This window comes from Aquimarina sp. AU119, assembly GCF_900312735.1.
Lineage (GTDB): Bacteria > Bacteroidota > Bacteroidia > Flavobacteriales > Flavobacteriaceae > Aquimarina > Aquimarina algiphila.
Genome location: NZ_OMPF01000024.1, coordinates 200,010 through 226,781, shown reverse-complemented (window position 1 = coordinate 226,781; position 26,772 = coordinate 200,010). Strand labels below are relative to the sequence as shown.

The following is a 26,772-nucleotide window of genomic DNA, read 5'->3' as shown; positions in this document are numbered from 1 at the left end:
AGATAATAATTGGATATATTGATGCTCCTCTAATTTGAAGATACAGCGGATGATACCGGTATCGTAGAATTAAATTTAAAAAGCTGTACTTTATTATTAAGATCACTTAACTTAAATACTTTTGTTTCTTCTTTTTGGTTTTTTCGTCCCCAATTCTTGTAAACTGTCGCTTTCAAATAAGTTGGATCATATTTTTTATTTCCCAAATATGTCATATTAATAAGCCAATCTCCACTATTCATATCATATATAAAAAACTCTTCAGAAGAATATCCTTTTGCTTTTTGATCTGCAACACGTTCGCTATTCTTTTCCATAGAATGTTCATAAACAAATGAATTTAATTTTGGATCAACAAATTCAAATTTAAATTCTGCTTCAGAAGTATTCCACTCAAAAACCACTCTTAAATCACTTTCTGGATTATTTTTTTTATCCTTAGGAATGAAAACTTCTTTTATTTTGGCAACCTTCTTTTTTTGTAAATACAAAGATTTCATCTCATTATAAACAATCTGCTCTATACCTTTATCCTGTAGCTTATTACCTCTTTGTAAATATCTAAGATACATATCCCAACCTTCTTTATATTGCTTGTTTTTTATATAAGCATTTGCAAGATCTCTAAAAGATTGTGTGTAAGATGATCTTAAAAAAGCAATTTTATAATATACTTTTATTGCTTTCGACTTCTCTCCTAACTCTTGATACGTATATGCCAAAGCTTTTAATGCCTCAGGATTTTGATCAAATGCTTCTTCCATATCTTCTAACACTGCCAAAGACATTTTTTTATTTCTTTTCTCGATTCTAAAGAAATTAGAAACATCTAAATAAAAACTAGGTGAATTCTTATACTGAGCAGATAAATCTTTATAAGAATCATATAATTCTTGATTTGGTACACGCTCCAATTTTTTCAAATATTCAGTATTAAATGAAAAGTCTCTATATGGCAATGCATCATTTTTATATTTAGATTGATTTCTAAAACCCAATTGCTGTTTTAATACTTCAGATTTTGAGGCTCCTTTTGTTCTTACAACAATTACTCCTGAAGCGCCTCGCATCCCATATAAAGTGGTTGAAGCCACAGATCTAAGGACAGCAACATAATCTACATCAACCAGATCTACATGCGGAGGATTATTTTCAAAAATCATCCCATCAATATCCCATAACGCAGTTTTTCTGCCAGAGAAAGTACCTGTAGGTCGTATTCCAAAACTTCCATATCCACTCAAAGCTAACTGATTTTGCAAAGACTGGGCAATATTTCCAGAACCTAACCACAAATCTTTACCCTCTATAATCTGAACAGCATTTGAAAAACTTCGTCTATCAATATCCCCGTAAGCCGTTGAAACTTTTGGTCTTTTTTGTTTTTTTGTGCCAAAACTCTTCACATTTTCATCTCCTTCTACCAAAACTTCTTCTAAATCACTTACTACTTTGGCCATTTTTACATTTAAAAAATCAGTCACATCTTCTACCACTATCTCGACGGGTTTCATTCCAACAAAGGAATATTGAATAACTTCTTTTTCTGATGCCTGAAGAGAATATTGCCCCTTTTTATTAGTGATAGCTTTTCTATCTGTTCCTTTTACGAAAATATTCACATTATTTAATGGTACATTATCATGAGTTACATATCCGGTTATTTTATTCATCGAGGAAGGTTGTCCAAAAGAAAGTGAATAATTTAAAAATAAAGTTAGCCCTATAAGGATTTTGGTAATACTGTTTTTTTGTAATAACATTTTAGTTGAATTTTGAAGGTTATGATATGTTACATTCCTATTAAATTTACTGAAGAAATCCCTCAGATTATAATATAGAAATGTTAATTAACTAATTTTATGAAGCCATTAAATCGCACTTCGTTTTCGCCTCCTAATTTACTGGCTAGCAAAATGATACCTACTTATTCTAGTTAAGAAAACCGCCATTAAGTTTTAGCAATCTCATCTTATAATTTTGATTGCATAGCTTAAAAAGTTTTTTCTCTTAGGGTAAATTTGCTTGTCTTAAATTCTTATATATTGAAGCTTTAAGATAGGTAGGTTCATACTTTTTGTTTCCTTAATAAGTTATATTAACCGACCAGTCTCTTTCTTCCAAATCATATATAATAATTAGTATTAGCTTAAAAACTAAATATCTCCTCAATGGTATTGCGCACATAATTAGATAATTAGCAAAAAACCTATTAGTTTTAATGCATCAAATATTTTGCCACATTGTGTCATAAAAATTTTTATTTATAATTTTTATGATTTTATTAAGAATATATACTAGAATCTAATGATTGAAGAAAGTATTATTGATTAATATCCTGCAGTAGAGAGTTTTGAATTAAATTTTAACAACCCCATCTTATATTCTTTTCTTTGAAGTTTGAATACCTTTATTTCCTGAGTTTGATTGATTCTCCCCCAATTTCTATACACAGTAGCTTTTAGATAGGTAGGTTCATATTTTTTATTTCCTTGATAGGTGATATTAATAAACCAATTTCCTTTTGCCAGATCATATAAATAAAACTCATTTGAAGAGTATCCTCTTAATTTTTCATCTACAATACGATCGTTATTTTTTTCTTGAGAATGTTCGAATGCAAAAGAACGGGATTCTGGATCTACAAATTCTATTGCAAACTCAGCTTCTGTAGTATTCCATTCAAAAACAACTCGAATATCACTTTCTGCATTCTCTAGGTTTAAGTTTTTAATCTCAGCATTTTCACGAATTCCTGAAGCATTCTTTTTTTTCAAATACAAGAATGACATTTCACTATGTACCATTTTTTCAATACCGTCTTCTAGTACATAATTACCTGCCTGTAAATATTGTAAATATGTATTCCAAGCCTTTTTGTATTCTTTATTAGCCGCATACGCATTAGCCAAATCTCTAAATGATTGTGAATAAGAAGGTCTTAATTCTATAAGCATTGTATATAAACCTATAGCTTTTTGATGTAGTCCACGTTCTTGATAAATATATGCGATAGCTTTTAATGCTTCTGGATCATCTTTAAACAATACTTCTGCTTCAGAAAGGACTTTTAATGAAAGTGTATCCAGTTGTTTTTCTGTTTTGAAATACCTTGCCATATCCATAAAAAAACTAGGTGAGTTTTTGTTTTTTTCGGCTAAGGCACTATAAGATTTATAAGCTTCCTTATCATTAGTAACTGTATCTAATATCGAAAAATAAGAAGGAGTCAATTTTATTGTTGAATAAGGAACACTTCCCGTTGTATAAATATTTTTATTAGCCTTATTTTTACCTCCTTTTTTCTTTTTTAACTTAGCTCCTTTTGTTCTAACCACAATTACTCCACCAGATCCTCTCATTCCATATTTTGTTGTTCCCGATACAGATCTAATTACGGTAACTTTATCAATCTCCCCTACTCTTAAATTAGGTGGGTCATCATAAATGCTTCCGTCGATATCCCATATAGCCAGACTTTCTTCTGGATTAGAAATAGATAAATTAGGAACTAATCTCACTCTTTTAATCCTTCGACTATCGTACTCTACACCTTGGTAGTTTATTAAACCACTTAAGGTTTCAATTAAATCACTCCCCTGAATATTAAGGCTATTACTTTTGATAGTTTTCATCTTACCATAAGAAACACTTTTCTTATTAATGGTTCCATAAGCAGTTTCAATATTTTGATCGTCTTCTTCATCCTCATCTCTAAACTTATTCTTTTTATTATTTGTCTTTATAACTACTGTTTCCAGATCATTCACTTCATCAACCATTCCTATATTTAGGTATTTCGTAATGTCTTCTACAATAACTTCAACAGGTTTCATACCTTTAAAAGAAAATTGAATTACAGCTTTTTCGGGCGCTTCAATACGATAATATCCTTTCCTATTGGTAGTTGTTTTCACCTTACTATCTTTTATTTCGACCTTTACCAATTCTAGTGGAAATTCGTTGTATGTTACATAACCTGAAATTTTATTTAATCTCGGTTTTGATTGACCAAAAGAGTGAGTAGAATTCCCAACAACAATGGTTAATAGTAAGAACTTAAACAGTATTTGTTTTTTCAAAAGCATTTTGTTTTCCTTATGATACTTAAAATATAATTTCTTTCTCCAAATAAACTGGTTGATAGCACATTATAAAAATAGGTAAAAGTTATTTACTTCTGTTAATCAACATATATATTTTCACTTCTTATAGAAAGTTGCACAATTGCAAATAATAAATGTTTTTACCTACACATCACTGCAAGCTTTATAAATAATAGTATTTTTGTTAAATACTCAAACAGGCAATAAAAAACTATGCATGCATAGTTTTTTAACTATAACTTGTTATATTAGCAAAATATCGATACAAAAATTATGAATTATACAAACAAAATGCTTCGCGATGGAGCGCTAGAAGGTAAAAATATTGTAGTCACTGGTGGTGGTAGTGGATTAGGGAAATCAATGACCAAATATTTTCTTGAACTTGGAGCAAAAGTAGCTATAACCTCTCGTAACATAGAGAAGTTACAAAATACAGCTAAAGAACTCGAAGCTGAAACCGGAGGTACTTGTTTACCTTTACAGTGTGATGTTCGTCATTACAGTGAGGTTGAAGCAATGCGAGATCAAGCTATTGAAGCTTTTGGTTCTATTGACATCTTACTTAACAATGCCGCTGGTAATTTTATATCTCCCACAGAACGTCTATCGGCAAATGCTTTTGATACTATAATTGATATTGTACTTAAGGGAACCAAAAACTGCACATTAGCTTTTGGAAAACATTGGATCGATACCAAATACAAAAACACTACTGTTCTTAATATTGTAACCACTTATGCATGGACTGGCTCTGCTTATGTAGTACCAAGTGCGAGCGCAAAAGCAGGAGTCTTGGCTATGACACGATCATTAGCAGTGGAGTGGGCAAAATACGGAATGCGTTTTAATGCAATTGCTCCAGGGCCATTCCCTACAAAAGGAGCTTGGGATAGATTAGTTCCTGGAGATTTAGCAGAAAAGTTAGATTTTTCAAAACGTGTACCATTAAGTCGTACCGGTGAGCATCAAGAGCTTGCTAACCTTGCTGCATATTTGGTGTCAGATTTTTCTGCTTATGTAAATGGGGAAGTAATTACCATTGATGGCGGAGAATGGATTAAAGGAGCCGGACAATTTAATCTTCTTGAACAGGTCCCTGAAGAAATGTGGGATCAACTTGAGGCAATGATACGTTCAAAAAAGAATAAATAAGTTTTTATTAACAATAAAATAGTACACTAGACCATCTCTAAAGGGGGATGGTCTTTTTTATATCCTACTGTTAACATTTTTCATTTTTATAATATATAATAAATTGTATTTTTACCTCTTAAATCCAAACCTCCCCTCATGGGTAAAATTATAGCGATTGCCAATCAAAAAGGTGGTGTAGGTAAAACTACTACCTCAGTAAATTTAGCAGCCTCTCTAGGCGTATTAGAGAAAAAAGTATTATTAATCGATGCTGATCCCCAAGCGAATGCTACTTCTGGACTTGGATTGGATGTGGATACCATAGAAAAAGGAACATATCAAATCCTGGAACATACTATCAAACCAGAAGAAGCAGTTTTGGAAACCAGTTCTCCAAATGTGCATATCATACCTGCACATATTGATCTGGTAGCCATAGAAATTGAACTTGTAGATAAAGATTCAAGAGAATATATGCTTAAAAAAGCCATTGAAGGATTAAAATCTCAATATGATTATATTCTTATTGATTGTGCACCATCTCTAGGTTTATTGACACTAAATGCATTGACTGCTGCAGACTCTGTAATGATACCAATCCAATGTGAATATTTTGCTTTAGAGGGATTGGGCAAGCTTTTGAATACAATTAAAAGTGTGCAAAAAGTTCATAATCAAAATTTAGATATAGAAGGACTATTACTTACTATGTATGATTCTAGGTTAAGACTATCCAATCAAGTAGTAGAAGAAGTACAAAAGCATTTTAATGAAATGGTATTTAAAACAATCATTCAGAGAAATATTCGTTTGAGTGAAGCACCCAGTTATGGTGAAAGTATAATTAATTATGATGCTTCTAGTAAAGGTGCTAGTAATTATTTAAGTTTGGCACAGGAAATTATTAAGAAAAACAGCTAAGGATTCATGGCGAAGGCAACCAAAAAACAAGCATTAGGAAGAGGATTATCAGCTCTGTTAAAAGATCCTGATAATGATATAAAATCAGTAGAAGATAAAGGTGCTGATAAAGTAGTTGGCAATATTATCGAGTTAGAATTGGAAAGTATCGATGTTAACCCTTTTCAACCTCGTACTAGTTTTAATGATGAAACATTACGTGAGCTTGCTACTTCTATAAAAGAGGTCGGTGTAATTCAACCTATTACTGTTCGTAAATTAGATTTTAACAATTATCAACTAGTTAGTGGAGAGCGTCGTTTTCGTGCTTCAAAATTAGCCGGATTAAAGTCTATTCCTGCATATATTCGTATTGCTAATGATCAGGAATCATTAACAATGGCATTGGTCGAAAATATTCAACGCCAGGATTTAGATCCGATCGAAATTGCACTTTCATACCAGCGACTTATAGATGAGATTAGCCTCACTCAAGAACAATTGAGTGATAGAGTGGGTAAAAAACGGTCAACTATTGCAAATTATCTTAGACTTCTAAAATTAGATCCTATTGTTCAAACAGGAATGAGAGACGGATTTATATCTATGGGTCATGGTCGAGCACTCATAAATATTGATGATCAACAACAACAACTTGATATTTATGAAACTATCATCGGAAAGTCACTATCTGTACGTGATACAGAAAAAATGGTACGATCTCTAAATGAAAAAACAGATAGTACTAATTCTTCTGCAAATAGTAGTTCTGCAACAAATTTATTACCAAAACATATTGCAAAAGGAGTAAAAGATTTTTCTGATTACTTTGGCGCAAAAATTGATGTAAAAGTTTCCAATAAAGGAAGTGGAAAGTTAATTATACCTTTTTCTTCCGAAGAAGATTTTAAACGCATAAAGAAACTTATTAATAGTGAAGATTAAATTCTTTTATATTATCTTTTTTGCACTACTTTCTGTTCAACATATTCTTGCTCAAGAAAATGAAGAATTAAAAGTTACTACAGAAGAAGTGCCTGTAAAAAAGAAGAAGAAAAAGAGAGAGAGAAAGATTCGACCATATGAACCTTTAGCTCCCGCAAGAGCCGCTTTTTATTCTGCGGTACTCCCTGGGTTAGGCCAAGCATATACAGGAAAGTACTGGAAAGTCCCTATCGTATACGCAGCATTAGGAACAGGAGTATACTTTTATATTGACAATAATAATAACTATAATCGCTTTCGTGATATTTTTAAACGTAGACTCGCTGGTTTTACCGATGATGAGTTTCCAAACATAACCAATGATCAATTAATATCGTTGCAAGAACGTTTTCGACGTGATAAGGAGTTATCATTATTAGTTACTGTAGGGATTTATCTCCTAAATATTGTAGATGCCAATGTAACTGCACATTTACAACAATATAATATAACAGATGATCTTTCTTTCAAACCAAAAATAAATTTTAATGAGTTTGATACCAGACCAAATTATGGAGTATCACTCAATTATAGTTTTTAAAAAAAGATTGATTCCTTTTTATAAAACATAAAAATAACACCAACCAAGATATGAAAATTGCGCTGCTGGGATATGGCAAAATGGGGAAAACAATAGAAAAAATTGCCACAGAAAGAGGTCATACTATTATACTTAAAGTAGACAAAGAAGATACCACATATGATCTTTCAGAAGCAGATGTAGCCATCGATTTTAGTATTCCGACTGCGGCTGTGAATAATATAACGAATTGCTTTAATGCAGGAGTACCTGTTGTTTCTGGCACTACGGGATGGTTAGATCATTATGAAGACATGGTCGCCCTATGCAAAGAAAAAAAAGGAGGGTTTATCTATGCCTCAAACTATAGTCTTGGTGTTAATTTGTTTTTTGAACTTAATAGAAAGTTAGCAAAAATGATGGCACCGCTAGAGGGCTATAATATTGCAATGGAAGAAATCCATCATACAGAAAAATTAGATGCTCCAAGTGGTACTGCTATTACTCTTGCAGAGGGTATTATCGAAAACACAGATAAAACTGAATGGCAATTAGATAATGGAGGCAAAAACATTATCCCTATAATAGCGAAAAGAATTGATAAAGTACCTGGAACACATACCGTCAACTACACTTCAGAAGTAGATGACATCGAGATTAAACATACGGCACACAATCGAAATGGTTTTGCACTAGGAGCAGTTGTAGCTGCTGAGTGGTTAACTGATAAAACAGGAGTTTTCAGTATGAAAGATGTATTAGGGCTATAAAAAGTGTAACGCTTGGTTAATAAGATGTACTTATACTAAAAAATATATTTAAAGATGATACTTACAGAATGGTTTATTTTTTTCCTGATATTACAGGCAATTCATTTCTTAGGAACCTGGAAACTATACACTAAAGCAGGACGAAAAGCATGGGAAGCAATTATCCCGGTGTATAATGCCGTCGTTTTAATGAAAATTATAAATCGCCCTTGGTGGTGGGTAATATTATTATTTATTCCTGTAATTAATGTAATCATGCTCCCCGTTATCTGGGTGGAGACCATTAGGAGTTTTGGTAAAAACTCTACTACTGATACTGTTCTTGTAGTAGTTACTTTAGGGTTCTATATATATTACATTAACTATATGCTTGATGTGACTTATATAGAAAATCGTGATTTAAAGCCAAAAACAGCTGCTGGAGAGTGGATAAGCTCTATTCTTTTTGCCGTAGTTGCTGCAACTATTGTACACACTTATTTTATGCAACCGTACACTATCCCTACAGGTTCCTTAGAAAGAACATTACTTGTTGGGGATTTCTTATTTGTAAGTAAATTTCATTATGGTGCACGAACACCTATGACCGCAGTATCTTTTCCTATGGTACATGACACTATACCGTTAGTAAGAACAAAATCATACTCTAGCAAACCGCAATATCCATATTTTAGATTACCCGGATTTCAGAATATCAAACGTAATGACATTGTTGTTTTTAGTTGGCCAATAGATACTGTTAGATATTTTAGAGATCGATCAAAATTAAGTTACTACAAACCTATTGATAAGAAATCTAATTATGTAAAAAGATGTGTAGGTATTCCTGGAGATTCTTTATCAGTAGTTGATGGATATGTATACATTAATGGAAAGCAGAATAAGCTACCAGAACGTGCGCAAGTGCAGTTTTCATATAGTGGAACTACAAAAGGCAGTAATTTCAATCTACCAAACTTATATGATCGTTATCGCATTAAACCAAATGAGTTTGGATACAACAATACTCAATTTAATGCTCAGGGAATGACTACTGATGCTGCGACCCGATTTAAAAACCACCCCAACGTTGCTGGTATTGAAAGAAATATAATGCCAAAGGGACTTAAAGACCCTAGTATTTTTCCTAATAACGGCAAAGTAAACTGGAACTCTGACAATTTTGGAGCAATTTATATTCCTGAAGCCGGAAAAACTGTTAAAATGGATCTTAAAAGTTTTTCATTATATAGAAGAATTATTGAAGTTTATGAAGGCTCTGAATTAGGTATAGATAATAAACTTACCGTAAATGGTACGCAAGTTTTACTTAATGGAAAACCTATTGATACATATACATTCAAACAAGATTATTATTGGATGATGGGTGATAATCGTCACAATAGTGAAGACAGTCGTGTATGGGGTTATGTCCCTGCCAATCATATTGTTGGAAAACCTGTATTTGTATGGTTTAGTTGGGATACTAATGCCAAAGGGCTGTTTAATAAAATAAGATGGGAACGTATGTTTACCACCGTTGGTGGAAGCGGAAATCCAGTTTCTTATTTTAAGTACTTTTTAATTGTTTTAGCTGGATGGATTATTTATGGTCAATATCGTAAAAAGAAAAAAAGCGCTTAATACATAGTCGATTAAATTGAATACCCCCTTATTACATCCAATGTATTTTGGAACTATTGCACAATATGTAGTAATGGCGAAAGCAACATCTGTTGTTTTTGAAAACGAAGACAATTACCAAAAACAGACCTATCGTAATCGTACTTATATTTATGGTGCTAATGGAAAATTACTTCTTAGTATTCCTATAAAACATATCGGAAATAAAGGGAGACAACTATATAAAGATGTTCGTATAGAAAATGATTTCCCCTGGCAGTCATTACATTGGAAATCACTTGAAACAGCATATAGAACATCACCTTTTTTTGAGTATTATGAAGATGAATTTGTACATCTTTTCGAAAAACCAAAAAAGTTTCTTTTAGATTTCAATTATGAATGCATGCAGGCAGTATATGATTGCTTACAACTAGACACTTCATATACAAAAACTAGTGAATATATCAAAAGCCCTGAAGAACATATAGATTTAAGAACGCTTATAAATGCTAAAAAGCAAAAACCTTATCCTTTAGAATCTTACATCCAGGTTTTTGCAGAAAAACAAGGGTTTATTCCTAATCTTTCTATTCTGGATTTACTCTTTAACGAAGGAACTAATACTTTGACCTACCTCGAGAATCAATCTATTATCGATGATTAGACCAATCCTGCACTATAGCTTTCATTTTATAATTCCCCTAATTATCGCACTACTCTTCTTTCCTAAACAATGGAAAAAGGTATACCTTATTTTTTTAGGAAGTATGCTAATTGATCTTGATCATCTTCTTGCCAATCCTATTTTTGATCCAAATCGATGTAGCGTCGGTTTTCATCCTCTACATAGCTATTATGCAATTGCAGTATATTGTATATCTCTGTTTTTTACAAGAACAAGAATTATTGGATTAGCATTGATATGGCATATAATAACAGATCAATTGGATTGTTGGATGATGTAAATATGGATATATCTATGCATTTATAAAATATTTATTACATTTATTATGAAACTATGTTAATGTTTCTTGTTTAATCTAACCTCTTATCTATGAATAGATTTCTATTTTTCGTTATACTTTTAGCCCTATTTTCTTGCCAGGAAAAATCAAAAGAATCCAAAAATAATTCTGATCAAAAAACAATAGAACAAGATACTATCCCTAAAATAGAATTAAAAAAACTTGATTCTATATCTATTGATCCAAAATGGGGAAATAAACTTTCTGAAAAAGAGATCAAATCAATTTTCAACAAGAGAGTAAGAATGCGATTTGATATTGAACACCCTATTCATCAGGCATATTCATATACCGATGAATCAGGTAAATATTATTTGGTATTATCCTTATCAGAATATATTCTAGAAACAGATGGAAAAAATGACACGCTAAACGACAAGTTACAATCTCTTTATCTGACCAATAAAGACAATCGACTCAAAAAGAAATCCAGTATCAGTGACGAAATAGATAAAGATTGGGAAAGCTCGATTTCGTTTTGGAATAAGTACTCAGAATTTTCAGACTTAGACAAAGATGGATTAGTTGATCTTATACTAGTTTACGGAACTACTGGTCAAGATATGTATGCAGACGGTAGGATGAAAATCATGATATATCACAATAAAAGAAGGATAACAATTAGACATCAAAACAGTGAATATGGTGGAAGATTAACGAAAATCAATGGACAATTTTATGGGTTACCTCTAGAGATACAAAAAGCCGTTAAAGAAAAAATGAAACTAATGACAGCCAACAAACATGCTATTTTTTCTAAAGGTTGGGAACAAAGAATGGCAAAAGAAGCCACTGATCTGCAGGATTAGTTAATAAACAATTGAGTTTGTTTTTTCTATTTAAAACCTTCATCATTTTGAGGTAGACTCAAACTCTGTATTAATTTTAAAGCTAAGCTCTAATGACTCAACTTTATCTTTAAAACAAATCCATGTTACCAGTTCCTTCTTCATAGCTATATAGTATAATTAATAGCAGCATATAAAGCAATACACTTAATATTAATGCTAAAGGAATTCCTAAAATCCATTTTGTTGTATTATTATGAACTCCTAGTTTTTTAAGTACCCATTTTACAGGAAATATTCCTATTACAGCTACTATTATAAAAAAAAGTATAATACTCATATTATTCGGTATTTTTAAAAAACAAGTTAATTTACTAAACTCATTAGCAAATAGTTTTTTTTGAATCTTTCAATTTTATTGATAAAGTAAATATAGTATTATGCAATGTTTCTATAGAACAGTAATATATATTTGTTGAATATGACTAGATATCTGAAAGGAAATTATTTTGAATGTATTACATATCAAAAAATAACAAAAGCTAAATACTTTAGATAAACTTTGATTATCCAATATCCTAAACATAAGACGTATTCTCAATAATATTATTAGGTAAATATTTATGATTTTAAAAAATTACCTACCCAAGTATATCCAACCATTCCTAAAACAGATATTGTACCCAGAAAAACTAAATCAGAGATAAAAAGTGGACCTATTAATCCAGCTAAAATAATTACACTTCCAATCACAAAACTAAGTAATCTTGAAATTTTATTTTGATAAAGAGCTCCTTTAGTTAATGGAATAATAGAACACAAAAATGAAATTGCGCTTAACAAAAACAAATTCTTACCAATTCCTACAAATAGAATTGTACTTATTAAAGAAAAAAGTAAACATAAAAAAAATATTATCCCCGACGTTCTATCATTTTTATCAAGCAAATATTTTCCATATGAGTGAAAAAGCAAAATCATACTAGACAATGGACCGATAATCCATCCCCCCAGAGCAAACAATAAGTAGGGAATAATAATCAAGAACACTAAGTAAGGATAACTTGAAAATTCGATTGTTTTTAACAAAAATCGGTACAAAAGGTAGATTCCAATAATAAAAATCCATTGGTTTTTAGTTTTCATATTGGATATCCAGAAAGCATATTTAAGATATCCTCGATAAACAACATTTTTTGCTTTAATAGCTTCTAACATTCCATCCTGAGCATATCTTGAATTAGGGTCATTTTTTAAGGATTCCTTAAAATGTTCCATAGCACTTTTATAATCTCCATGTTCTAACTTAACCCATCCAACGTTAGCATGTGAAAAACTACCTTCAGGGTCTTTATTCAATGTACTGTTAATTGTTTCTTTTGCCTCCTTTTTTCTTTTTAATTTTGTCAATGCTTGTGCTCTAACATTAAGGCACAAAATACTATTAGGATTAAGTTCTAAACCTTCATTTGCACAGGAAAGACTTTCTTCATAATCTTTGGATTCAAGGAGAACCAACCCTTTAAAGCCAAAGTAATCAGAATAATACGGATTCAACGATATTGCTTGATTAATAGCTTCTAAAGCTTCGATTTTATTTTTGTTTTCCCAAAATATTGCAGCCTTATTATAGAACAATTCATCTTCATTCGGATGCTGAGAAATCAATAATTCATTTAATTTCTTTGCTTTAGAATAATCTTCCAATTCAAGATAACATCTAACCAAAAGGCTTTTTGCAAAATAATCTTCTGGATGTCTTTGCAGCCCCTCTTGTAACGACTTTATAGCTTCTTTATATTTTTTTACTTGAAAAAGTTGATACCCTCTTTCGAAAAGTGCTTCTTCCATTTATTTTGTTATTTTCAAGTACGACAATATTTCATCATATAATCCAGAATCATTTGCATAAAGGGCATAATTTTTCGATGTAACAAACCATTCTTTAGTACTTGGTTTAACCACTTTAATTGCTTTTAGAATATCTTTTGTTGATAATGGCTTAGGAATACCATCATCAAATGATTCTAACAATTTTTTCTCTATTGCAATATCAATTGTTGCTTGTATATCTGCTCCAGAAAATTCTTTAGATTTTTTTGCTAATAAGTCATAATCAATATTATCAATCGGTTTGTCTTTTAACATAATCTCATAGATAGAAGATTTTGCTTTAAAATCGGGAGGTGACACAAAAATAATGCGATCAAATCTACCCGGTCTACGAAAAGCTGGATCCAAATGCCATGGCGTATTTGTAGCTCCTAATATCAAAATACCATCATTATTACTATCTATACCATCCAATTCTGCTAAGAATTGATTAATAACATTTCTACCAGCAGATTTACTCATATCGCTTCTATTAGCTCCTAATGCATCTATTTCATCTATAAAGATTACACAAGGTGTATTTTTTCTAGCAGTCTCAAAGATTTCATGAAGATTATGTTCACTACTACCAATCCACATATCAAGTATATCATTTATACCTACACTAATAAAATTTGCATTAATCTCTCCTGCAGTAGCTCTTGCAAGATGAGTTTTACCACACCCTGGAGGTCCGTAAAGCAATATTCCTCCTCCAATCTTTTTACCATATGCTTTATATAAATCTTTATGTTCTAAAGGTTTTATTATTTTTAAAGAAATTTGATTCTTTATCTCTTCCATCCCTCCTACACTAGCAAAATTAACAGTAGGCTTCTTTAGAAATTTTTTAGCATCTTCATCTACAAAATCGTTATCCAAACCAACTATACCACTAACTTTTAACTTGTTATCAAAATCTTCATTTTGATACAATTTATCTATTTTTAACAATAACTGATACGTTTCCTTTGCTTCTGATAAATTATTTTCTCGAATTTGACAATAACACAATAATTCTAAATAAGAAATATTCTTGTCATCTTCATGAATTAATTCTTCTAATATAATCTCTGTAGCGGACACTTTATTTAATTTGTAAAAACAATTTGCCAACCCAAACTTTGCTTCAATATTATCAGGTTGTCTTCTAACAACATCTGAATAGTGTTTCTCTGAATTTATAAAATCACTCTTAGCAAAATATGATTTTGCTATTCTAAGTCTTAGTGGAATATTATCAGGAGAGAATGAAAGTGCTTCCAACAAATCATTTATAAAATCACTACTCATAAGCTTATTTATTTATATTGTATATTATCATAATAAAAATACTAAAATTTAACTCTTGAAAATATAGGATAATGATCCGATAACTCAAGGTCATAACTTTTAAAATTCAACACTTCAAATTCTTCAGGTACCAATATAAAATCAATTCTTGCAGGAAATAATTCAAATTTAAAAGTTTTCCCAAACCCCTTCCCTGCCTTTTTAAAACTATCCTGAAGGTTTTCAGACTTAATTTTATTATACACATATGAATACGCTGTATTATTAAAATCTCCCATTATAATGTTCTTATAAGGTGAAGATTTCATATGCGCTATAAGTTGCTCAGCCTGACTCTGTTGTTTTTTAAAAGAAACTCCAATACGTTTTAATAATTTTTGAGAATCAGCCTTGGCCAATTCATCTGTTTTGGAGCTTATCCTATGAGACTGTAAATGAATATTATAGATCCTAACAGTGTCTTTACGTATTACAACATCAGCAAAAATCACATTATTAGCAGTTTTCTCAAAATTTAAAGATCCTTTATTGATAAAAGGAAACTTAGAGAAAATAACTAATGCTAGCTCCCTACTATTATGATTAAAATATTCGTATTTATATTTATATTGACTAAAGTTAATATCAGGATTATTGTAAAACTCCTGAGCACAGAAAATATCCACATCCTGTTCTCGTATCAACGAAGAAATATCCTGGGGGATTGAATCTGAATCAATCCACTTAAATCGATTAAAACTATGTACGTTATAGCTTAACAGCGAAATACTACCAGCCGTATCCTCTGAAGATTTACCTCTTAATTTATATAAAGAAGAAACGTGAGAAACCCCCAAAAGCAATACCGTAAGCGGAAGTATCATTTTCTTATTAAGCAATATCACCCAATACAATAAAAAAAATAGATTAATCACAATAAAAACAGGTACTGTTAAACTTAATACCGACAATAGAGGAAATGTTTTTGGGGAAACATAGGGCAATAGATAAGATAACAACAATGCAAAGGCTGCGATAGAATTCATCACAAAGACAATCTTGTTAATTATTTTCCTCATAATTACTCCTTACCTGCTTTAAACAAAAAGTCTTTTTCTTCTTTGGTTAGGCTATCATATCCACTTTTACTGATCTTGTCCAGAATAGCATCTATTTGCTTCTGGTTTGGGCTTTTGGTTGAAGAAACTGTAGTTCTATTTGGGGTTGTTTTACCAGTCTTTGATTTATGTACCGTTTTTAAAGGGCTTTTCTTTTTAGGTTTAAACATATTGGTTAATCCGTCCATTAGTCTTTCAAACCACGCTCCTATATCATTTCCTTTTTTAAGCTGAACCGCATATAGATAACCAAAAACTGCTCCGCCTAAATGTGCAATTAAACCACCAGCATTACCAGAGGTTGGTATTTGAATAAGGTCAGATAACACCACAAATACTCCTATTTGCCATAACTTAATGTTAAAAAAGAATATTCGCATTTCAGAATTTGGAGTATATGCCGCAATAAAAATCATAATAGCACGAACTGCCGCTGAAGCCCCAATAAGATAGGCTAATGTTCCATTTAATACAGGAAAGACGTTATATGCTAATACAAATAACAATCCTCCACAAATAGCCCCTAAGAGGTAAATGGTAAGAAACCTTTTTTCTGTAAATAAATTAAGTACATATTGTCCAAACCAATATAATACTAACATATTCCAGAAGATATGCCAGAAATCAAAATGTAAAAAACTATATGTAAGTATACTCCATGGTTGTACTAATAAGCTCTCAGGAGCAACAGGCAATACAAACCACTCCATTAAAGCTCCAGAACTTGTTTTAAACATCCAGGAACCTAATGTGGCAAATAAAAACAATACCACATTAATCACAATCAGCTTAATAATAATATTAGCTGTTTTAAATTGATATGTTAGATTATTACTAGCCATACTAATACCACCGTTTATCGTTAAACGAATTCTTTTTCCAATACCACATGGTGACAAAACCAATTATCGCACCTCCGATATGTGCCCAATGCGCAATATTTGTAGTCCCATAAAGGCTTTGACCTGTAATACCTCCTATTAAATCAGGAATAAAATAAAAGGCCATTAAATACTTTGCTTTAATTGGAAAAGGGATAAAAAGTAATTGCAAAGGCCTGTTCCAATACATAATTCCAAAAGCAGCAATAATACCCGACACAGCTCCAGAAGCTCCTACCATATGGCTTAAATACGCCCTGTACATTTCGTTTATATTCCCTTCAGCTGTATATTGCAAAACCAAACTAGAATATTGTCCTGTACGCATAAATTCTAAAATTTCACTTTTCACAAAACCTGCTTCTAAAAAAGCTTGATATCCCGGTTGAAATTTAAAATAATAAAAAAGTAACTGTAAACCTAAAGCGCCAAATCCAGCTGAAAAATAAAGAAATAAAAACCTTTTTTGCCCAATAACATCTTCCAAACTGCTACCCAACATAAATAACAATAGCATATTAAATAAAATATGACTTATACCTTCATGACTATGCATAAACATATAGGTTATGATTTGCCAAAAATAAAAATTGTCATTGTAAGGAAACCAAAATGCAAATAATCTAAATGCCGCTCCCTCTAGCGTGAGAGAACCTAGAAAAAAGATTACATTAGTAATTAATAGAACTTTTACTGTTTCTGTAATTCTTCCCATGTATTATTTAAAATTTCTTATCGATTTCATCTACAGTTAACGTGATGAAAGTCGGCTTATTATCTGGTGTAATCGTAGGTTCTGTACATGCAAACAAACTATTTACCATATATTGTTGTTGTTCTTGTGCTAATTCTACTCCTGTTCGTACCGCTATACTTTTTGCTATAGATCGAGCTAATAGATCTGTTTGTGAAAAACCACTATCTGGCACTTCGTTTTCAAGGTCATGAATCAATTGCTCTAACAATAAGGAAACCTCTTTTTCTGAAGTTACCGATGGTATTGCGGTAATTTCAATTTCGCTTAGTGATTGTTCTGCAAAAACAAATCCCATATTTTCTAACTGTTCTTTTACTGTTTCAAGAAGTGCTATCTCTTTTTTAGAAAAAGAAAGAGTAAGCGGAAATAATAATTGTTGACTTACTGCGCTAGCCATTGTGATATTGCGCAATAATTCCTCGTATACTATTCTTTCATGAGCGCGGTGTTGATTAACAATCACCATTCCACTTTTAATAGTGGTCACTATATATTTTTTTCGAAGCTGATATGTAGTATGATGTCCTATTTTCTTCTCATCTGATTCAAATAAAGAACCTGTAACCTCTGTACTTTCGAATTCTACCGAAGAAAAGTCATTCTCTACCGTTTTTACAGGAGCTACTTCTGAATCAAGCCCAACATAAAGGTTTTCCCAACTTCCTGCCGGTTCCTTCTTAAAAGGAGTATAACTTTTATCTAAAGATGAAGAACCTCCAGAAGCACTTCCTCCTGATATTTTCTCATCTTTAAATGGATTAAAACTTCTATCTACTTCTATCGTTGGTGTTTGGGCCGCTTTACTGTTATACTCATAAGGAGTATCCATCGAAGAATCTCTATCAAAATCTAACACCGGAGCTACATTAAATTGCCCTAAACTATGTTTTATAGAAGAGCGTAACATAGCATATAAAGCATGTTCATCTTCAAATTTGATTTCAGTTTTTGTAGGATGAATATTGATATCTATCGAAATAGGATCAACAGTAAGGTATAAAAAATAACTTGGATGTGCTTTATCTTTCAGTAACCCTTCAAATGCTGCATTAACAGCATGATTTAAATATGGACTTTTTATAAATCTATTATTCACAAAGAAAAACTGTTCTCCTCTTGTTCTTTTAGCATATTGTGGTTTTCCAACAAAACCATTTATAGTAACCAAATCTGTTTCTTCAGTAACCGGAACCAATTTTTCATTTGTCTTTCCACCAAAGATATTTACAATACGCTGGCGATCATTAGAGCTTGGCAAATTAAAAACCTCTGCTCCATTATGATACATATCAAATTTTATAGTAGAATGTGCCATTGCCACTCTATGAAACTCATCAATGATATGTCTTAGTTCTACCGCATTTGATTTTAGGAAATTTCTACGTGCAGGAATATTATAAAATAAGTTTTTAACGCTTATTGAAGTTCCCTTTGGAGTTACACAAACCTCTTGAGATGTAACTTCACTGCCTTCAATTTTTATTTCTGTACCTACTTCATCTTCTTCTTGTTTCGTCTTTAACTCTACATGTGCAATAGCGGCTATAGAAGCAAGAGCTTCTCCTCTAAACCCTTTTGTATCTAATTGAAAAAGATCTTCTGCAGTTTTTATTTTTGAAGTAGCATGTCGCTCAAAACTTAATCTGGCATCGGTAACACTCATCCCTGAACCATCATCAATAACCTGAATTAAAGTTTTTCCTGCCTCTTTAATGATCAGTTTTATATATGTCGCTTTGGCATCAATAGCATTTTCTAACAATTCTTTTACTACTGAAGCTGGTCTCTGAACCACCTCTCCAGCAGCAATTTGATTAGCTACGTGATCTGGTAAAAGTTGAATAATGTCAGACATTTAACGTCGTGCAGTAAATATGGATAAATCAAAATCTATTATATACAAAAAGATAAAAATCAAGATTATTGCTACGTAAATTACCCTTCTATTGATTTCACGATTACCTCGATTGCGACTCGAAGTACGGGCTTCTGCCCAATGAGCACCAAAATCTATATCATTTGTGGTATCCCGATATTTCGTAATTCTATTTTCAAAATCATAGATATTACCTTCACTTTTACCTTCATAGTATCTAGGCGTGTAGTTGAATCTTCGGTTTTTCCTTCTCTTTGGAATACTTAACTTCAAAATCTGTTCTATCTTTAGATTATCCAAATATACTCAAAATGCATTGCAATCTAAAGCTTTTAGCATTACAATAACATCAAAATATAAACAGCAAGGATTATGCCGCTTAGTAATAAAAGTCTAAAAATCTATTTATAAAAGGTAGCATCTTTGCGTAATTGTGCCATTTTGATAGCTGCAATTGCCGCCTCTGTTCCTTTGTTACCATGCTTCCCTCCTGATCTATCAATAGATTGTTGTAGTGTATTATCTGTAAGAACGCAGAAGATTACTGGAATATCAGAATTAATATTTAAATCTTTGATACCTTGAGTAACTCCTTCACATACAAAATCAAAATGTTTGGTTTCTCCCTGAATAACAGATCCTATAGCTATAACAGCGTCAAGCATATCAAAAGACTCTTGCATTTTCTTGCAACCATAGATCAATTCGAAACTACCGGGCACATTCCAACGTACAATATTTTCTTTTATCGCTCCACAATCAATAAAAGCATCAAACGCTCCTTGAAATAGTCCTTCAGTAATATTTTCATTCCACTCTGAAACAACAATCCCAAATCGAAAATCTTTCGCATTTGGGATTGTGTTTTTATCGTATTGTGATAAATTTTTATTTTCTGTAGCCATGGTGTTGATTTAAAGTTTTTGTTATTCAGACCAAGGAAATACCTTAAAACCTGAACTACAAATTACTTCATTGCTTGAGCCTGACCAAGATGTACATCAACTTGATTAGCTTCTACACTTTTAGGAAATTCTTCCTTAATTCGTTCTAAGTATGGTATTGCTACTTGTGGTTTATTAAGAGATATTGCTGTAATTGCTGCTTTTAATAAAAACTTCGGAGTTGTAAAATCGTTAGTTTTTGCTTTCGCCGCTTTTTCATAATATCCTAAAGCTTCTTCTGTTTGATCCAGTTGAGAAAATGCATCACCAATACCTCCAAGAGCAAGAGGTCCAAGCATCTCATCATCGCTTTTAAACTTATCAAGATAATCAATTGCTTCTTGATACTTATTCATATTTAAATAAGAAAATCCAGCATAGTACGTCGCAAGATTAGCCGCGTTTGTACTTCCATAATTCTCAATAATCTCTAGAAAACCGTATTTTCCTTCTCCTCCATTAAGAGCTAAAGTATATAACGAATCACTCACTGTTGAGTTACCATTAACAGCATTATCAAAATATTGTTGAGCTTTAAACATCTCATTTGCTGCTTCTTGTTCTTTTGGCTCCTGAATAAATTTCTGAAATCCAAGATACCCTAATATAACAAGTGCTACTACTCCAACTGTACCAAGTATATATTTTTGATTCGCCGCAACCCATTCTTCGGTTCTCGAAGCTCCTTCATCTAGAGTATTAAATACTTCTGCTGTTGTTGAATTCTCTTCAACATGCTCAACTTCTTCAGCTTTATTTTTTGGTTTGTGTCCTCGTTTCTTATAAGTTGCCATAAGTTTGCTTTAATGAACGGCAAAAATAAAATTTTTATTCATAATTAAAAGCACAACTATTTATTATTTTTCAATATTTTGCAGCGGATAACTAAGAATTTCATTAAAGTTAAGACTCCTTGACGATCAGTGTTTTATGATTTTAAAATCGCTTTCTTTACTCAATTATAAAAATTTTGAATCGATCAATTTTGAATTTGATGACAAGATAAACTGTTTTGTTGGAAACAATGGAGTCGGAAAAACGAATGTTCTCGACGCTATTTATCATTTATCTTTTGGTAAAAGTTATTTTAATCCAATTACAAGTCAAAATATTAAACATAATACTGATTTTTTTGTCATCGACGGGCTTTATACAAAAGAAGAACGGGATGAGAAAGTTGTTATTAGCGCAAAAAGAGGACAAAAAAAAGTAATCAAGCGCAATGGAAAGACATATGACACTTTTAGTCAGCATATTGGTTTTTTGCCTCTTGTAATCATATCTCCTGCAGATCGAGATTTAATTACAGAAGGAAGTGATACCAGACGTAAGTTTATTGATGGCGTAATTTCTCAAAGTGATCAAAAATATCTTACCGCATTATTAAAATATTCAAAAATAGTCGCACAACGTAATTCTTTATTAAAATACTTTACTGTTAATAATACATTTGATGCCACTACATTAGAAGTGTACAATCAGCAACTTAATGAATACGGCTCTATTATACACGAAAAAAGAGCAGCTTTTCTTGAAATCTTTATTCCTATATTCATCAGTAGATACCATACCATTAGCTCTGGACATGAAAAAGTTTCTTTAACCTACCAGAGTAAACTTTCTGAAACAAGTTTACTAACACTTCTACAGCAGAATCTTGACAAAGATAGAATGTTACAATATACTAGTGTAGGAATCCACAAAGATGATTTACTATTTGAAATTGAAGGATATCCGATCAAGAAATTTGGGAGTCAGGGGCAACAAAAATCATTTCTAATTGCTTTAAAACTTGCTCAATTTGATTTTATTAAAAGGCAAAGTAAAGTAAATCCTTTGCTCCTTCTCGACGATATTTTTGACAAACTCGATGAAAAAAGAGTAGAGCACATCATAAAATTAGTAGATGATCAAAATTTTGGACAATTATTTATAAGCGATACGCACGCTGATAGAACTGAAGAAGTAGTAAAAAAAATATCACAATCCTATAAGATCATCAAATTAGGAGATCATGAGCCTGAAAACCTTTAAATTTATCATATGAAAAAAGGTCTAACATATACATTAATGCTAACCATTCTATGGATCGTTGCTTCATGCACAACAACAAATCCAAAAGAAAACATCCAACACATTAATGGGTATTGGGAAATCAAGAAAGTGCAATTAAAAGATGGTAGTGAAAAAGAATATAATTTCAATCAAAGCATTGATTTTTTTGAAGTGAACGATTCTGTAGGGATTCGCAAAAAAGTACAACCTAAACTTGATGGGGGATTCATCATCACCAAGGATAGTGAAACATTCTCATTAGCAATCAAAAATGATAGTCTAAGAATACATTATAAAACTTCATTAGCCACTTGGACAGAAACGATTATTTCTGTAAAAGAAAACCAAATGGTGATCCAAAATGAGACGGGAAATGTTTACTTTTACAACCGATATCAGAAGATTAAATTATAATGGCAAAACGCAATCAAGAACATCAAAGCCTGGAAGAGGTTTTAAAAAACTTTGTTTCTGACAATAATCTACAAAAAGGTCTGGATAAAGTTGAAGTTCGTGATGTTTGGGAAAAAATCATGGGGCCTGCCATTACCAAATACACCAGGAATATTAAACTCGAAAGAGAAACATTATTTGTTGAACTTACTTCATCTGTATTAAGAGAAGAATTGAGCTATGGTAAACAGAAAATAATCGATAATATTAATACCGAATTAGGTAAAATATTGATTAAAAAATTAGTTATGAGATAATCTATCTTTTACATACTCTATTTTAGTTTTACCATGCGCCTTAGGCTTTCCGTTTTCATCAAGATTGACCATAGTGATATTCTCGACTTGAATTATCGTTTTACGTGTTAGCTTATTCCTTACCTCACATTTAAGTATTAAAGAAGAGTTTCCAAATTTTACCACATCCATTCCTATCTCGACAATATCACCTTGTACAGCAGAACTAACAAAATTGATTTCAGATATAAACTTTGTTACTACTCTCTTACTTTCTAATTGTATAACAGCATATAATGCCGCTTCTTCATCTATCCACTCTAATAACCTACCTCCAAACAACGTCTCATTAGGATTTAAATCTCCTGGTTTTACAATTTTTCTTGTATGGTACCTCATAGCCTTCTTTGTTTTCAACAAAATTATGAAAAACATCCCTGAGAGGACACATTTTATAGCTCTTCTAAAACGAATTATGAGTTTAAAAATTGAAAAAGCCGTACGTTAGCAAATTAAAAATTATAATCCTTATATTTTGCTATAATCATAATAAGATAATATTGCAAACCAATAAAAGATAGTTAGAAAAAAATTATGGGATACTTATGCTCATACAAAATCTCACTCCATCTGTACATCCTTCAATTTCGGTAACAATACAAACTTCATAAGTACCCGGAGTAAAATTGAATGTAAATTCATTGTCTCCATTTACTGCTCCTCCATCTTCTTCCTGAATATTATCATTAATGAGCCATTGATATGATATATCTTCTTTTCCCGGAAAATTTGCGACAAAGTCATATGTACTTGTTACTCCCTGCTGCATTGAAGTAAAAGATAATTCTGGACAAACTATAATGTCTCTACAAAGCTCGATCCCATTTGGGCATGATGGCGTCTCAGCTTTTATACATGCTTTATGAGTTCCTGGAGTAAAATCAAAAGTAAACATATTATCTCCATTAGCCCCTCCATCACTTTCTATAACTTCATTATCAATTATCCAATCATAAGATATGTCATCTATCCCAACAAAATCTGCCGTAAAATTATACGATAGACTACCGGGTTGCTGTACAAAATCAAATAATAAATCCGGACAAATTGGCTCTACAATTATTTCTTTACAAACACTCTTACCTTCGAGACAATCTGGTGTTATTGCTTTTATACAAACTTCATATGTCCCCGGACTAAACTGTCTTGTAAACACGTTTCCATCTATAATAACATCAGGAATAACCTCTTCATTTACCTTAAAAGACAATTCATATCCATTTCCTATTTCAAAATTTGGAGTAAACTGATATATATTATCCTGTAATGGTACGATATCGAATCTAATATCCGGACATCCTACACATGAATTCAAAATTTGATAGAACTCATAATAGGTTGATATCCTATTGGCTTCAAAATTTGGAACGACTAAAATATTTACGGGGAATGTAAAATCTGGTTGATAATTTTCTCCTTGAGCACTTAAAAAACGAATAAAACCTTCATCGCCATCAATAGTAGTTTCTTCCTTATTTCCGTTCTTAAGTATCACTGGATAATCAAACTTGAAGCATTGCTTAAAAAGTTTATTGAAGATATCTCTAAATGTAGTTAATTGACATTCTCGAATTACCTCAAATAAGGCGGCCTCATTCCCTATAACGTTTGTCGTTGTATTTCCGTTGTATATAATTTCGACCGGAAACTGAATTCCTGTAATATTAAAATTAGAACTTTGACCTGAAATCACATCCAATAAACCTTGATAACTATCAATTCTTATATTAGAATCTGTATTATATCCCAAAGTCAATGGATATTGAAATCTAAAGCATAGTTGATCTTCTGAAAAAGTATCTCCTTTAGCATTTAAATCATTAAGAATAGTAACGATTGCTGGGGTTGATGTAATTTCATTACCAGGATCTTCAGGAAAGGAACCATCATCGCTCACACATGAAGATACCAATAAGGCTATCATTAGTATAAAAACAGTATAATATGTGTAAATTTTATTCAATATGACTGGTTCTTATATATACAACGTTTAAAAACATATTTACCCTACCTCTTATTTTTAAGATAATCAATAGGTCATGAAAGTATAAAAATATAATCACAATCAAAAAAACATATAAGATTATACCTTCAAAAGTAGAATTCAATAATGAAATTCCCCGAAAGTAATGGCCATACTTTCAGGGAAATCAACCTAATTAATCTAACCTAAACAACTTAATTAATTATATATTTTTATTATTCAAATTCTATTACTTTACAGAATGAAGTTCCATTTGGACATTCTGGAGTTTCGATCATTAAACACACTTCGTATCTACCAGGTCCATCAAACTCATAATAATACGGATTGTTGTGTGGAAACTCTGGAGATCTTCCTACGTATTGCTCATCGACAAACCATTCTAGAACAACATCATCTATACCATCAAAAGCTCTAGGGTAAAAATAATATGCATTCTTATCTCCATCTCTTTCTGGCTCAAAGAAAAGATCCGGACAATCTCCTACTCTAATTTCTTTGCAATATTTAATCCCTTCTGGACAATTTTGAGTAGTTACCTTAAGACATACTTCATGAGCTCCAGAACCAAACTGGTAATATAGCGTTCTATTTCCTACTTGCGGGTCTGTAGGAGATTCTACAAGATCACCATTTACATACCACTTAATTTCTGCCACATCATCATTACTTTCTATTTGCGCTTCAAAAGTATAGGTGCCAAAAGTCCCTGGCTCCATTTCTTTTGTAAAAGAAACTTCTGGACACACTAAATCAGATTCCTCAATTTCAATCACTTTACAATATGATGTTCCTAGAGGACAATCTGGAGTCTCAGTCTTCATACATACTTCATATCTTCCTGCTTCTTTGAAGTTCCAAATCAAATAGTTATTTCCATTCTCTGAAGTATCTTTTACTAAATCACCATTAATAAACCATTCATAAGAAGCTTCTTCTACACCATCAAAATCTGCAATAAACTTATATGTAGATGGCCTTTCATATTGTCTAGTCTTAAAAAACAGGTCTGGACAAGGGTCATTTTCATCAACCTCAACCTCTATTTCTGTACAAGCTTCTATTGTTCGTTGATCGGTTATTACTTTAACACAAATGGTATGACTACCTGGCTTAAATAAATAATCCAAAATCTGATTGATAATATTTTCTTGATCTTCTCCTTCAATTTCTTTCCCATCCACAGACCAAATGACTTGCGCATTATCACTCATACCTATGGTTTTAGCTTCGAAGCTATACACTCCGCTCCCTTCCTGATTATCTATAACAATCTCTACTTTGGGTTCGTTATCAAAATCTTCTGTTTGTTCACAAGAAATAAATCCCAATAAAAGCGAAAGCATCAATGTATACCAAATTCTAAGTTTTTTCATTGTATTTGATTTTAGGGGTTATTCAATTATTAATTTAAAATTGGCTTTCTATT

General features: G+C 31.7%; 27 protein-coding genes. 12 read left to right on the top strand and 15 right to left on the bottom strand.

Annotated features, from left to right (window positions below; all coding sequences use genetic code 11):
- Positions 1 to 29 precede the first annotated feature (29 nt).
- Positions 30 to 1,673, bottom strand: coding sequence for a carboxypeptidase-like regulatory domain-containing protein (locus tag DK442_RS22435; RefSeq protein WP_160114301.1), 1,644 nt, complete (start codon positions 1,671 to 1,673; stop codon positions 30 to 32).
- Between the two features lie 657 nt (positions 1,674 to 2,330).
- On the bottom strand, positions 2,331 to 4,082 hold the full coding sequence (locus DK442_RS22430) for a carboxypeptidase-like regulatory domain-containing protein (protein WP_160114300.1): 1,752 nt from the start codon (positions 4,080 to 4,082) through the stop codon (positions 2,331 to 2,333).
- A gap of 297 nt (positions 4,083 to 4,379) precedes the next feature.
- Here DK442_RS22430 and DK442_RS22425 point away from each other — a divergent pair, with 297 nt between their 5' ends.
- The 9 genes from DK442_RS22425 to DK442_RS22385 all read left to right on the top strand — a co-directional run bounded on the left by DK442_RS22425 (position 4,380) and on the right by DK442_RS22385 (position 11,856).
- Complete coding sequence (locus tag DK442_RS22425; RefSeq protein WP_109438150.1) at positions 4,380 to 5,261, top strand: SDR family oxidoreductase; 882 nt, start codon at positions 4,380 to 4,382, stop codon at positions 5,259 to 5,261.
- Between the two features lie 138 nt (positions 5,262 to 5,399).
- Positions 5,400 to 6,164, top strand: a complete 765-nt coding sequence (locus tag DK442_RS22420) for a ParA family protein (protein ID WP_109438149.1) — start codon at positions 5,400 to 5,402, stop codon at positions 6,162 to 6,164.
- A 6-nt stretch (positions 6,165 to 6,170) separates the two neighbouring features.
- On the top strand, positions 6,171 to 7,088 hold the full coding sequence (locus DK442_RS22415) for a ParB/RepB/Spo0J family partition protein (RefSeq protein WP_109438148.1): 918 nt from the start codon (positions 6,171 to 6,173) through the stop codon (positions 7,086 to 7,088).
- Positions 7,078 to 7,668 carry a DUF5683 domain-containing protein gene (locus DK442_RS22410; RefSeq protein WP_235011011.1) on the top strand — a complete coding sequence of 197 codons (591 nt, stop codon included), beginning with the start codon at positions 7,078 to 7,080 and terminating at the stop codon, positions 7,666 to 7,668. Before DK442_RS22415 ends, DK442_RS22410 begins: the two co-directional genes overlap by 11 nt.
- A 50-nt stretch (positions 7,669 to 7,718) precedes the next feature.
- Positions 7,719 to 8,417: a 4-hydroxy-tetrahydrodipicolinate reductase gene (dapB, locus tag DK442_RS22405; protein WP_109438147.1), complete on the top strand. Its 699-nt coding sequence runs from the start codon at positions 7,719 to 7,721 to the stop codon at positions 8,415 to 8,417.
- Positions 8,418 to 8,471: 54 nt separating this feature from the next.
- Entirely contained in the window at positions 8,472 to 10,040 is a 1,569-nt protein-coding gene (gene lepB / locus DK442_RS22400) for a signal peptidase I (protein ID WP_109438146.1), read from the top strand.
- Positions 10,041 to 10,056: 16 nt separating this feature from the next.
- Positions 10,057 to 10,686 (top strand): WbqC family protein, encoded by a 630-nt coding sequence (locus DK442_RS22395; protein WP_235011010.1) that lies wholly within the window; start codon positions 10,057 to 10,059, stop codon positions 10,684 to 10,686.
- Positions 10,679 to 10,987 (top strand): DUF6122 family protein, encoded by a 309-nt coding sequence (locus tag DK442_RS22390; protein WP_109438144.1) that lies wholly within the window; start codon positions 10,679 to 10,681, stop codon positions 10,985 to 10,987. Before DK442_RS22395 ends, DK442_RS22390 begins: the two co-directional genes overlap by 8 nt.
- Positions 10,988 to 11,076: 89 nt before the next feature.
- A complete protein-coding gene (locus tag DK442_RS22385) occupies positions 11,077 to 11,856 on the top strand; it encodes a M949_RS01915 family surface polysaccharide biosynthesis protein (RefSeq protein ID WP_109438143.1) in 780 nt (259 codons plus the stop codon).
- 109 nt (positions 11,857 to 11,965) lie between these two features.
- Here the strand turns inward: DK442_RS22385 and DK442_RS22380 are convergent, their stop codons facing one another.
- The 10 genes from DK442_RS22380 to DK442_RS22335 form a co-directional block, all read right to left on the bottom strand.
- A complete protein-coding gene (locus tag DK442_RS22380; RefSeq protein ID WP_109438142.1) occupies positions 11,966 to 12,175 on the bottom strand; it encodes a hypothetical protein in 210 nt (69 codons plus the stop codon).
- A gap of 281 nt (positions 12,176 to 12,456) precedes the next feature.
- On the bottom strand, positions 12,457 to 13,686 hold the full coding sequence (locus DK442_RS22375) for a tetratricopeptide repeat protein (RefSeq protein WP_109438141.1): 1,230 nt from the start codon (positions 13,684 to 13,686) through the stop codon (positions 12,457 to 12,459).
- The gene (locus tag DK442_RS22370) at positions 13,687 to 15,000 is read right to left on the bottom strand and encodes an ATP-binding protein (protein WP_109438140.1); all 1,314 of its coding nucleotides are present in this window, start codon (positions 14,998 to 15,000) and stop codon (positions 13,687 to 13,689) included.
- A gap of 41 nt (positions 15,001 to 15,041) precedes the next feature.
- Positions 15,042 to 16,058, bottom strand: coding sequence for an endonuclease/exonuclease/phosphatase family protein (locus DK442_RS22365; protein WP_109438139.1), 1,017 nt, complete (start codon positions 16,056 to 16,058; stop codon positions 15,042 to 15,044).
- A gap of 2 nt (positions 16,059 to 16,060) precedes the next feature.
- Entirely contained in the window at positions 16,061 to 16,939 is an 879-nt protein-coding gene (locus tag DK442_RS22360) for a rhomboid family intramembrane serine protease (protein WP_109438138.1), read from the bottom strand.
- A 1-nt stretch (position 16,940) separates the two neighbouring features.
- Positions 16,941 to 17,693 carry a rhomboid family intramembrane serine protease gene (locus tag DK442_RS22355; RefSeq protein WP_109438137.1) on the bottom strand — a complete coding sequence of 251 codons (753 nt, stop codon included), beginning with the start codon at positions 17,691 to 17,693 and terminating at the stop codon, positions 16,941 to 16,943.
- Between the two features lie 7 nt (positions 17,694 to 17,700).
- On the bottom strand, positions 17,701 to 19,590 hold the full coding sequence (mutL, locus tag DK442_RS22350; protein WP_109438136.1) for a DNA mismatch repair endonuclease MutL: 1,890 nt from the start codon (positions 19,588 to 19,590) through the stop codon (positions 17,701 to 17,703).
- Positions 19,591 to 19,887, bottom strand: a complete 297-nt coding sequence (locus DK442_RS22345; RefSeq protein WP_109438271.1) for a hypothetical protein — start codon at positions 19,885 to 19,887, stop codon at positions 19,591 to 19,593.
- Positions 19,888 to 20,012: 125 nt separating this feature from the next.
- Entirely contained in the window at positions 20,013 to 20,516 is a 504-nt protein-coding gene (gene ribH, locus DK442_RS22340) for a 6,7-dimethyl-8-ribityllumazine synthase (RefSeq protein WP_109438135.1), read from the bottom strand.
- A 62-nt stretch (positions 20,517 to 20,578) separates the two neighbouring features.
- A complete protein-coding gene (locus DK442_RS22335; protein ID WP_109438134.1) occupies positions 20,579 to 21,349 on the bottom strand; it encodes a tetratricopeptide repeat protein in 771 nt (256 codons plus the stop codon).
- Positions 21,350 to 21,485: 136 nt separating this feature from the next.
- On the opposite strand from DK442_RS22335, the gene DK442_RS22330 reads away from it, so the two are divergent.
- From DK442_RS22330 to DK442_RS22320, 3 genes are read left to right on the top strand one after another with little or no spacing between them, the layout of a single operon-like run.
- Complete coding sequence (locus tag DK442_RS22330) at positions 21,486 to 22,589, top strand: DNA replication/repair protein RecF (protein ID WP_109438133.1); 1,104 nt, start codon at positions 21,486 to 21,488, stop codon at positions 22,587 to 22,589.
- 9 nt (positions 22,590 to 22,598) lie between these two features.
- Positions 22,599 to 23,024: a lipocalin family protein gene (locus DK442_RS22325; protein ID WP_109438132.1), complete on the top strand. Its 426-nt coding sequence runs from the start codon at positions 22,599 to 22,601 to the stop codon at positions 23,022 to 23,024.
- Entirely contained in the window at positions 23,024 to 23,320 is a 297-nt protein-coding gene (locus DK442_RS22320) for a DUF721 domain-containing protein (protein WP_109438131.1), read from the top strand. The genes DK442_RS22325 and DK442_RS22320 overlap by 1 nt, the downstream gene beginning before the upstream one ends.
- Here the strand turns inward: DK442_RS22320 and DK442_RS22315 are convergent.
- From DK442_RS22315 to DK442_RS22305, 3 genes are all read right to left on the bottom strand, one after another.
- Complete coding sequence (locus DK442_RS22315) at positions 23,306 to 23,698, bottom strand: acyl-CoA thioesterase (protein WP_109438130.1); 393 nt, start codon at positions 23,696 to 23,698, stop codon at positions 23,306 to 23,308. The genes DK442_RS22320 and DK442_RS22315 overlap by 15 nt on opposite strands.
- Before the next feature lie 193 nt (positions 23,699 to 23,891).
- Positions 23,892 to 25,322, bottom strand: coding sequence for a hypothetical protein (locus DK442_RS22310; RefSeq protein ID WP_160114299.1), 1,431 nt, complete (start codon positions 25,320 to 25,322; stop codon positions 23,892 to 23,894).
- 236 nt (positions 25,323 to 25,558) lie between these two features.
- Positions 25,559 to 26,719 carry a hypothetical protein gene (locus DK442_RS22305; RefSeq protein ID WP_109438128.1) on the bottom strand — a complete coding sequence of 387 codons (1,161 nt, stop codon included), beginning with the start codon at positions 26,717 to 26,719 and terminating at the stop codon, positions 25,559 to 25,561.
- Positions 26,720 to 26,772 lie beyond the last annotated feature (53 nt).

Coding starts and splice junctions, on each gene's coding strand:
- DK442_RS22435 (WP_160114301.1), bottom strand. CDS start 1,673: ATGAATAAAATAACCGGATATGTAACTCATGATAATGTACCATTAAAT.
- DK442_RS22425 (WP_109438150.1), top strand. CDS start 4,380: ATGAATTATACAAACAAAATGCTTCGCGATGGAGCGCTAGAAGGTAAA.
- DK442_RS22420 (WP_109438149.1), top strand. CDS start 5,400: ATGGGTAAAATTATAGCGATTGCCAATCAAAAAGGTGGTGTAGGTAAA.
- DK442_RS22415 (WP_109438148.1), top strand. CDS start 6,171: ATGGCGAAGGCAACCAAAAAACAAGCATTAGGAAGAGGATTATCAGCT.
- dapB (WP_109438147.1), top strand. CDS start 7,719: ATGAAAATTGCGCTGCTGGGATATGGCAAAATGGGGAAAACAATAGAA.
- lepB (WP_109438146.1), top strand. CDS start 8,472: ATGATACTTACAGAATGGTTTATTTTTTTCCTGATATTACAGGCAATT.
- DK442_RS22390 (WP_109438144.1), top strand. CDS start 10,679: ATGATTAGACCAATCCTGCACTATAGCTTTCATTTTATAATTCCCCTA.
- DK442_RS22385 (WP_109438143.1), top strand. CDS start 11,077: ATGAATAGATTTCTATTTTTCGTTATACTTTTAGCCCTATTTTCTTGC.
- DK442_RS22380 (WP_109438142.1), bottom strand. CDS start 12,175: ATGAGTATTATACTTTTTTTTATAATAGTAGCTGTAATAGGAATATTT.
- DK442_RS22375 (WP_109438141.1), bottom strand. CDS start 13,686: ATGGAAGAAGCACTTTTCGAAAGAGGGTATCAACTTTTTCAAGTAAAA.
- DK442_RS22370 (WP_109438140.1), bottom strand. CDS start 15,000: ATGAGTAGTGATTTTATAAATGATTTGTTGGAAGCACTTTCATTCTCT.
- DK442_RS22365 (WP_109438139.1), bottom strand. CDS start 16,058: ATGAGGAAAATAATTAACAAGATTGTCTTTGTGATGAATTCTATCGCA.
- DK442_RS22360 (WP_109438138.1), bottom strand. CDS start 16,939: ATGGCTAGTAATAATCTAACATATCAATTTAAAACAGCTAATATTATT.
- DK442_RS22355 (WP_109438137.1), bottom strand. CDS start 17,693: ATGGGAAGAATTACAGAAACAGTAAAAGTTCTATTAATTACTAATGTA.
- mutL (WP_109438136.1), bottom strand. CDS start 19,590: ATGTCTGACATTATTCAACTTTTACCAGATCACGTAGCTAATCAAATT.
- ribH (WP_109438135.1), bottom strand. CDS start 20,516: ATGGCTACAGAAAATAAAAATTTATCACAATACGATAAAAACACAATC.
- DK442_RS22335 (WP_109438134.1), bottom strand. CDS start 21,349: ATGGCAACTTATAAGAAACGAGGACACAAACCAAAAAATAAAGCTGAA.
- DK442_RS22330 (WP_109438133.1), top strand. CDS start 21,486: ATGATTTTAAAATCGCTTTCTTTACTCAATTATAAAAATTTTGAATCG.
- DK442_RS22325 (WP_109438132.1), top strand. CDS start 22,599: ATGAAAAAAGGTCTAACATATACATTAATGCTAACCATTCTATGGATC.
- DK442_RS22320 (WP_109438131.1), top strand. CDS start 23,024: ATGGCAAAACGCAATCAAGAACATCAAAGCCTGGAAGAGGTTTTAAAA.
- DK442_RS22315 (WP_109438130.1), bottom strand. CDS start 23,698: ATGAGGTACCATACAAGAAAAATTGTAAAACCAGGAGATTTAAATCCT.
- DK442_RS22305 (WP_109438128.1), bottom strand. CDS start 26,719: ATGAAAAAACTTAGAATTTGGTATACATTGATGCTTTCGCTTTTATTG.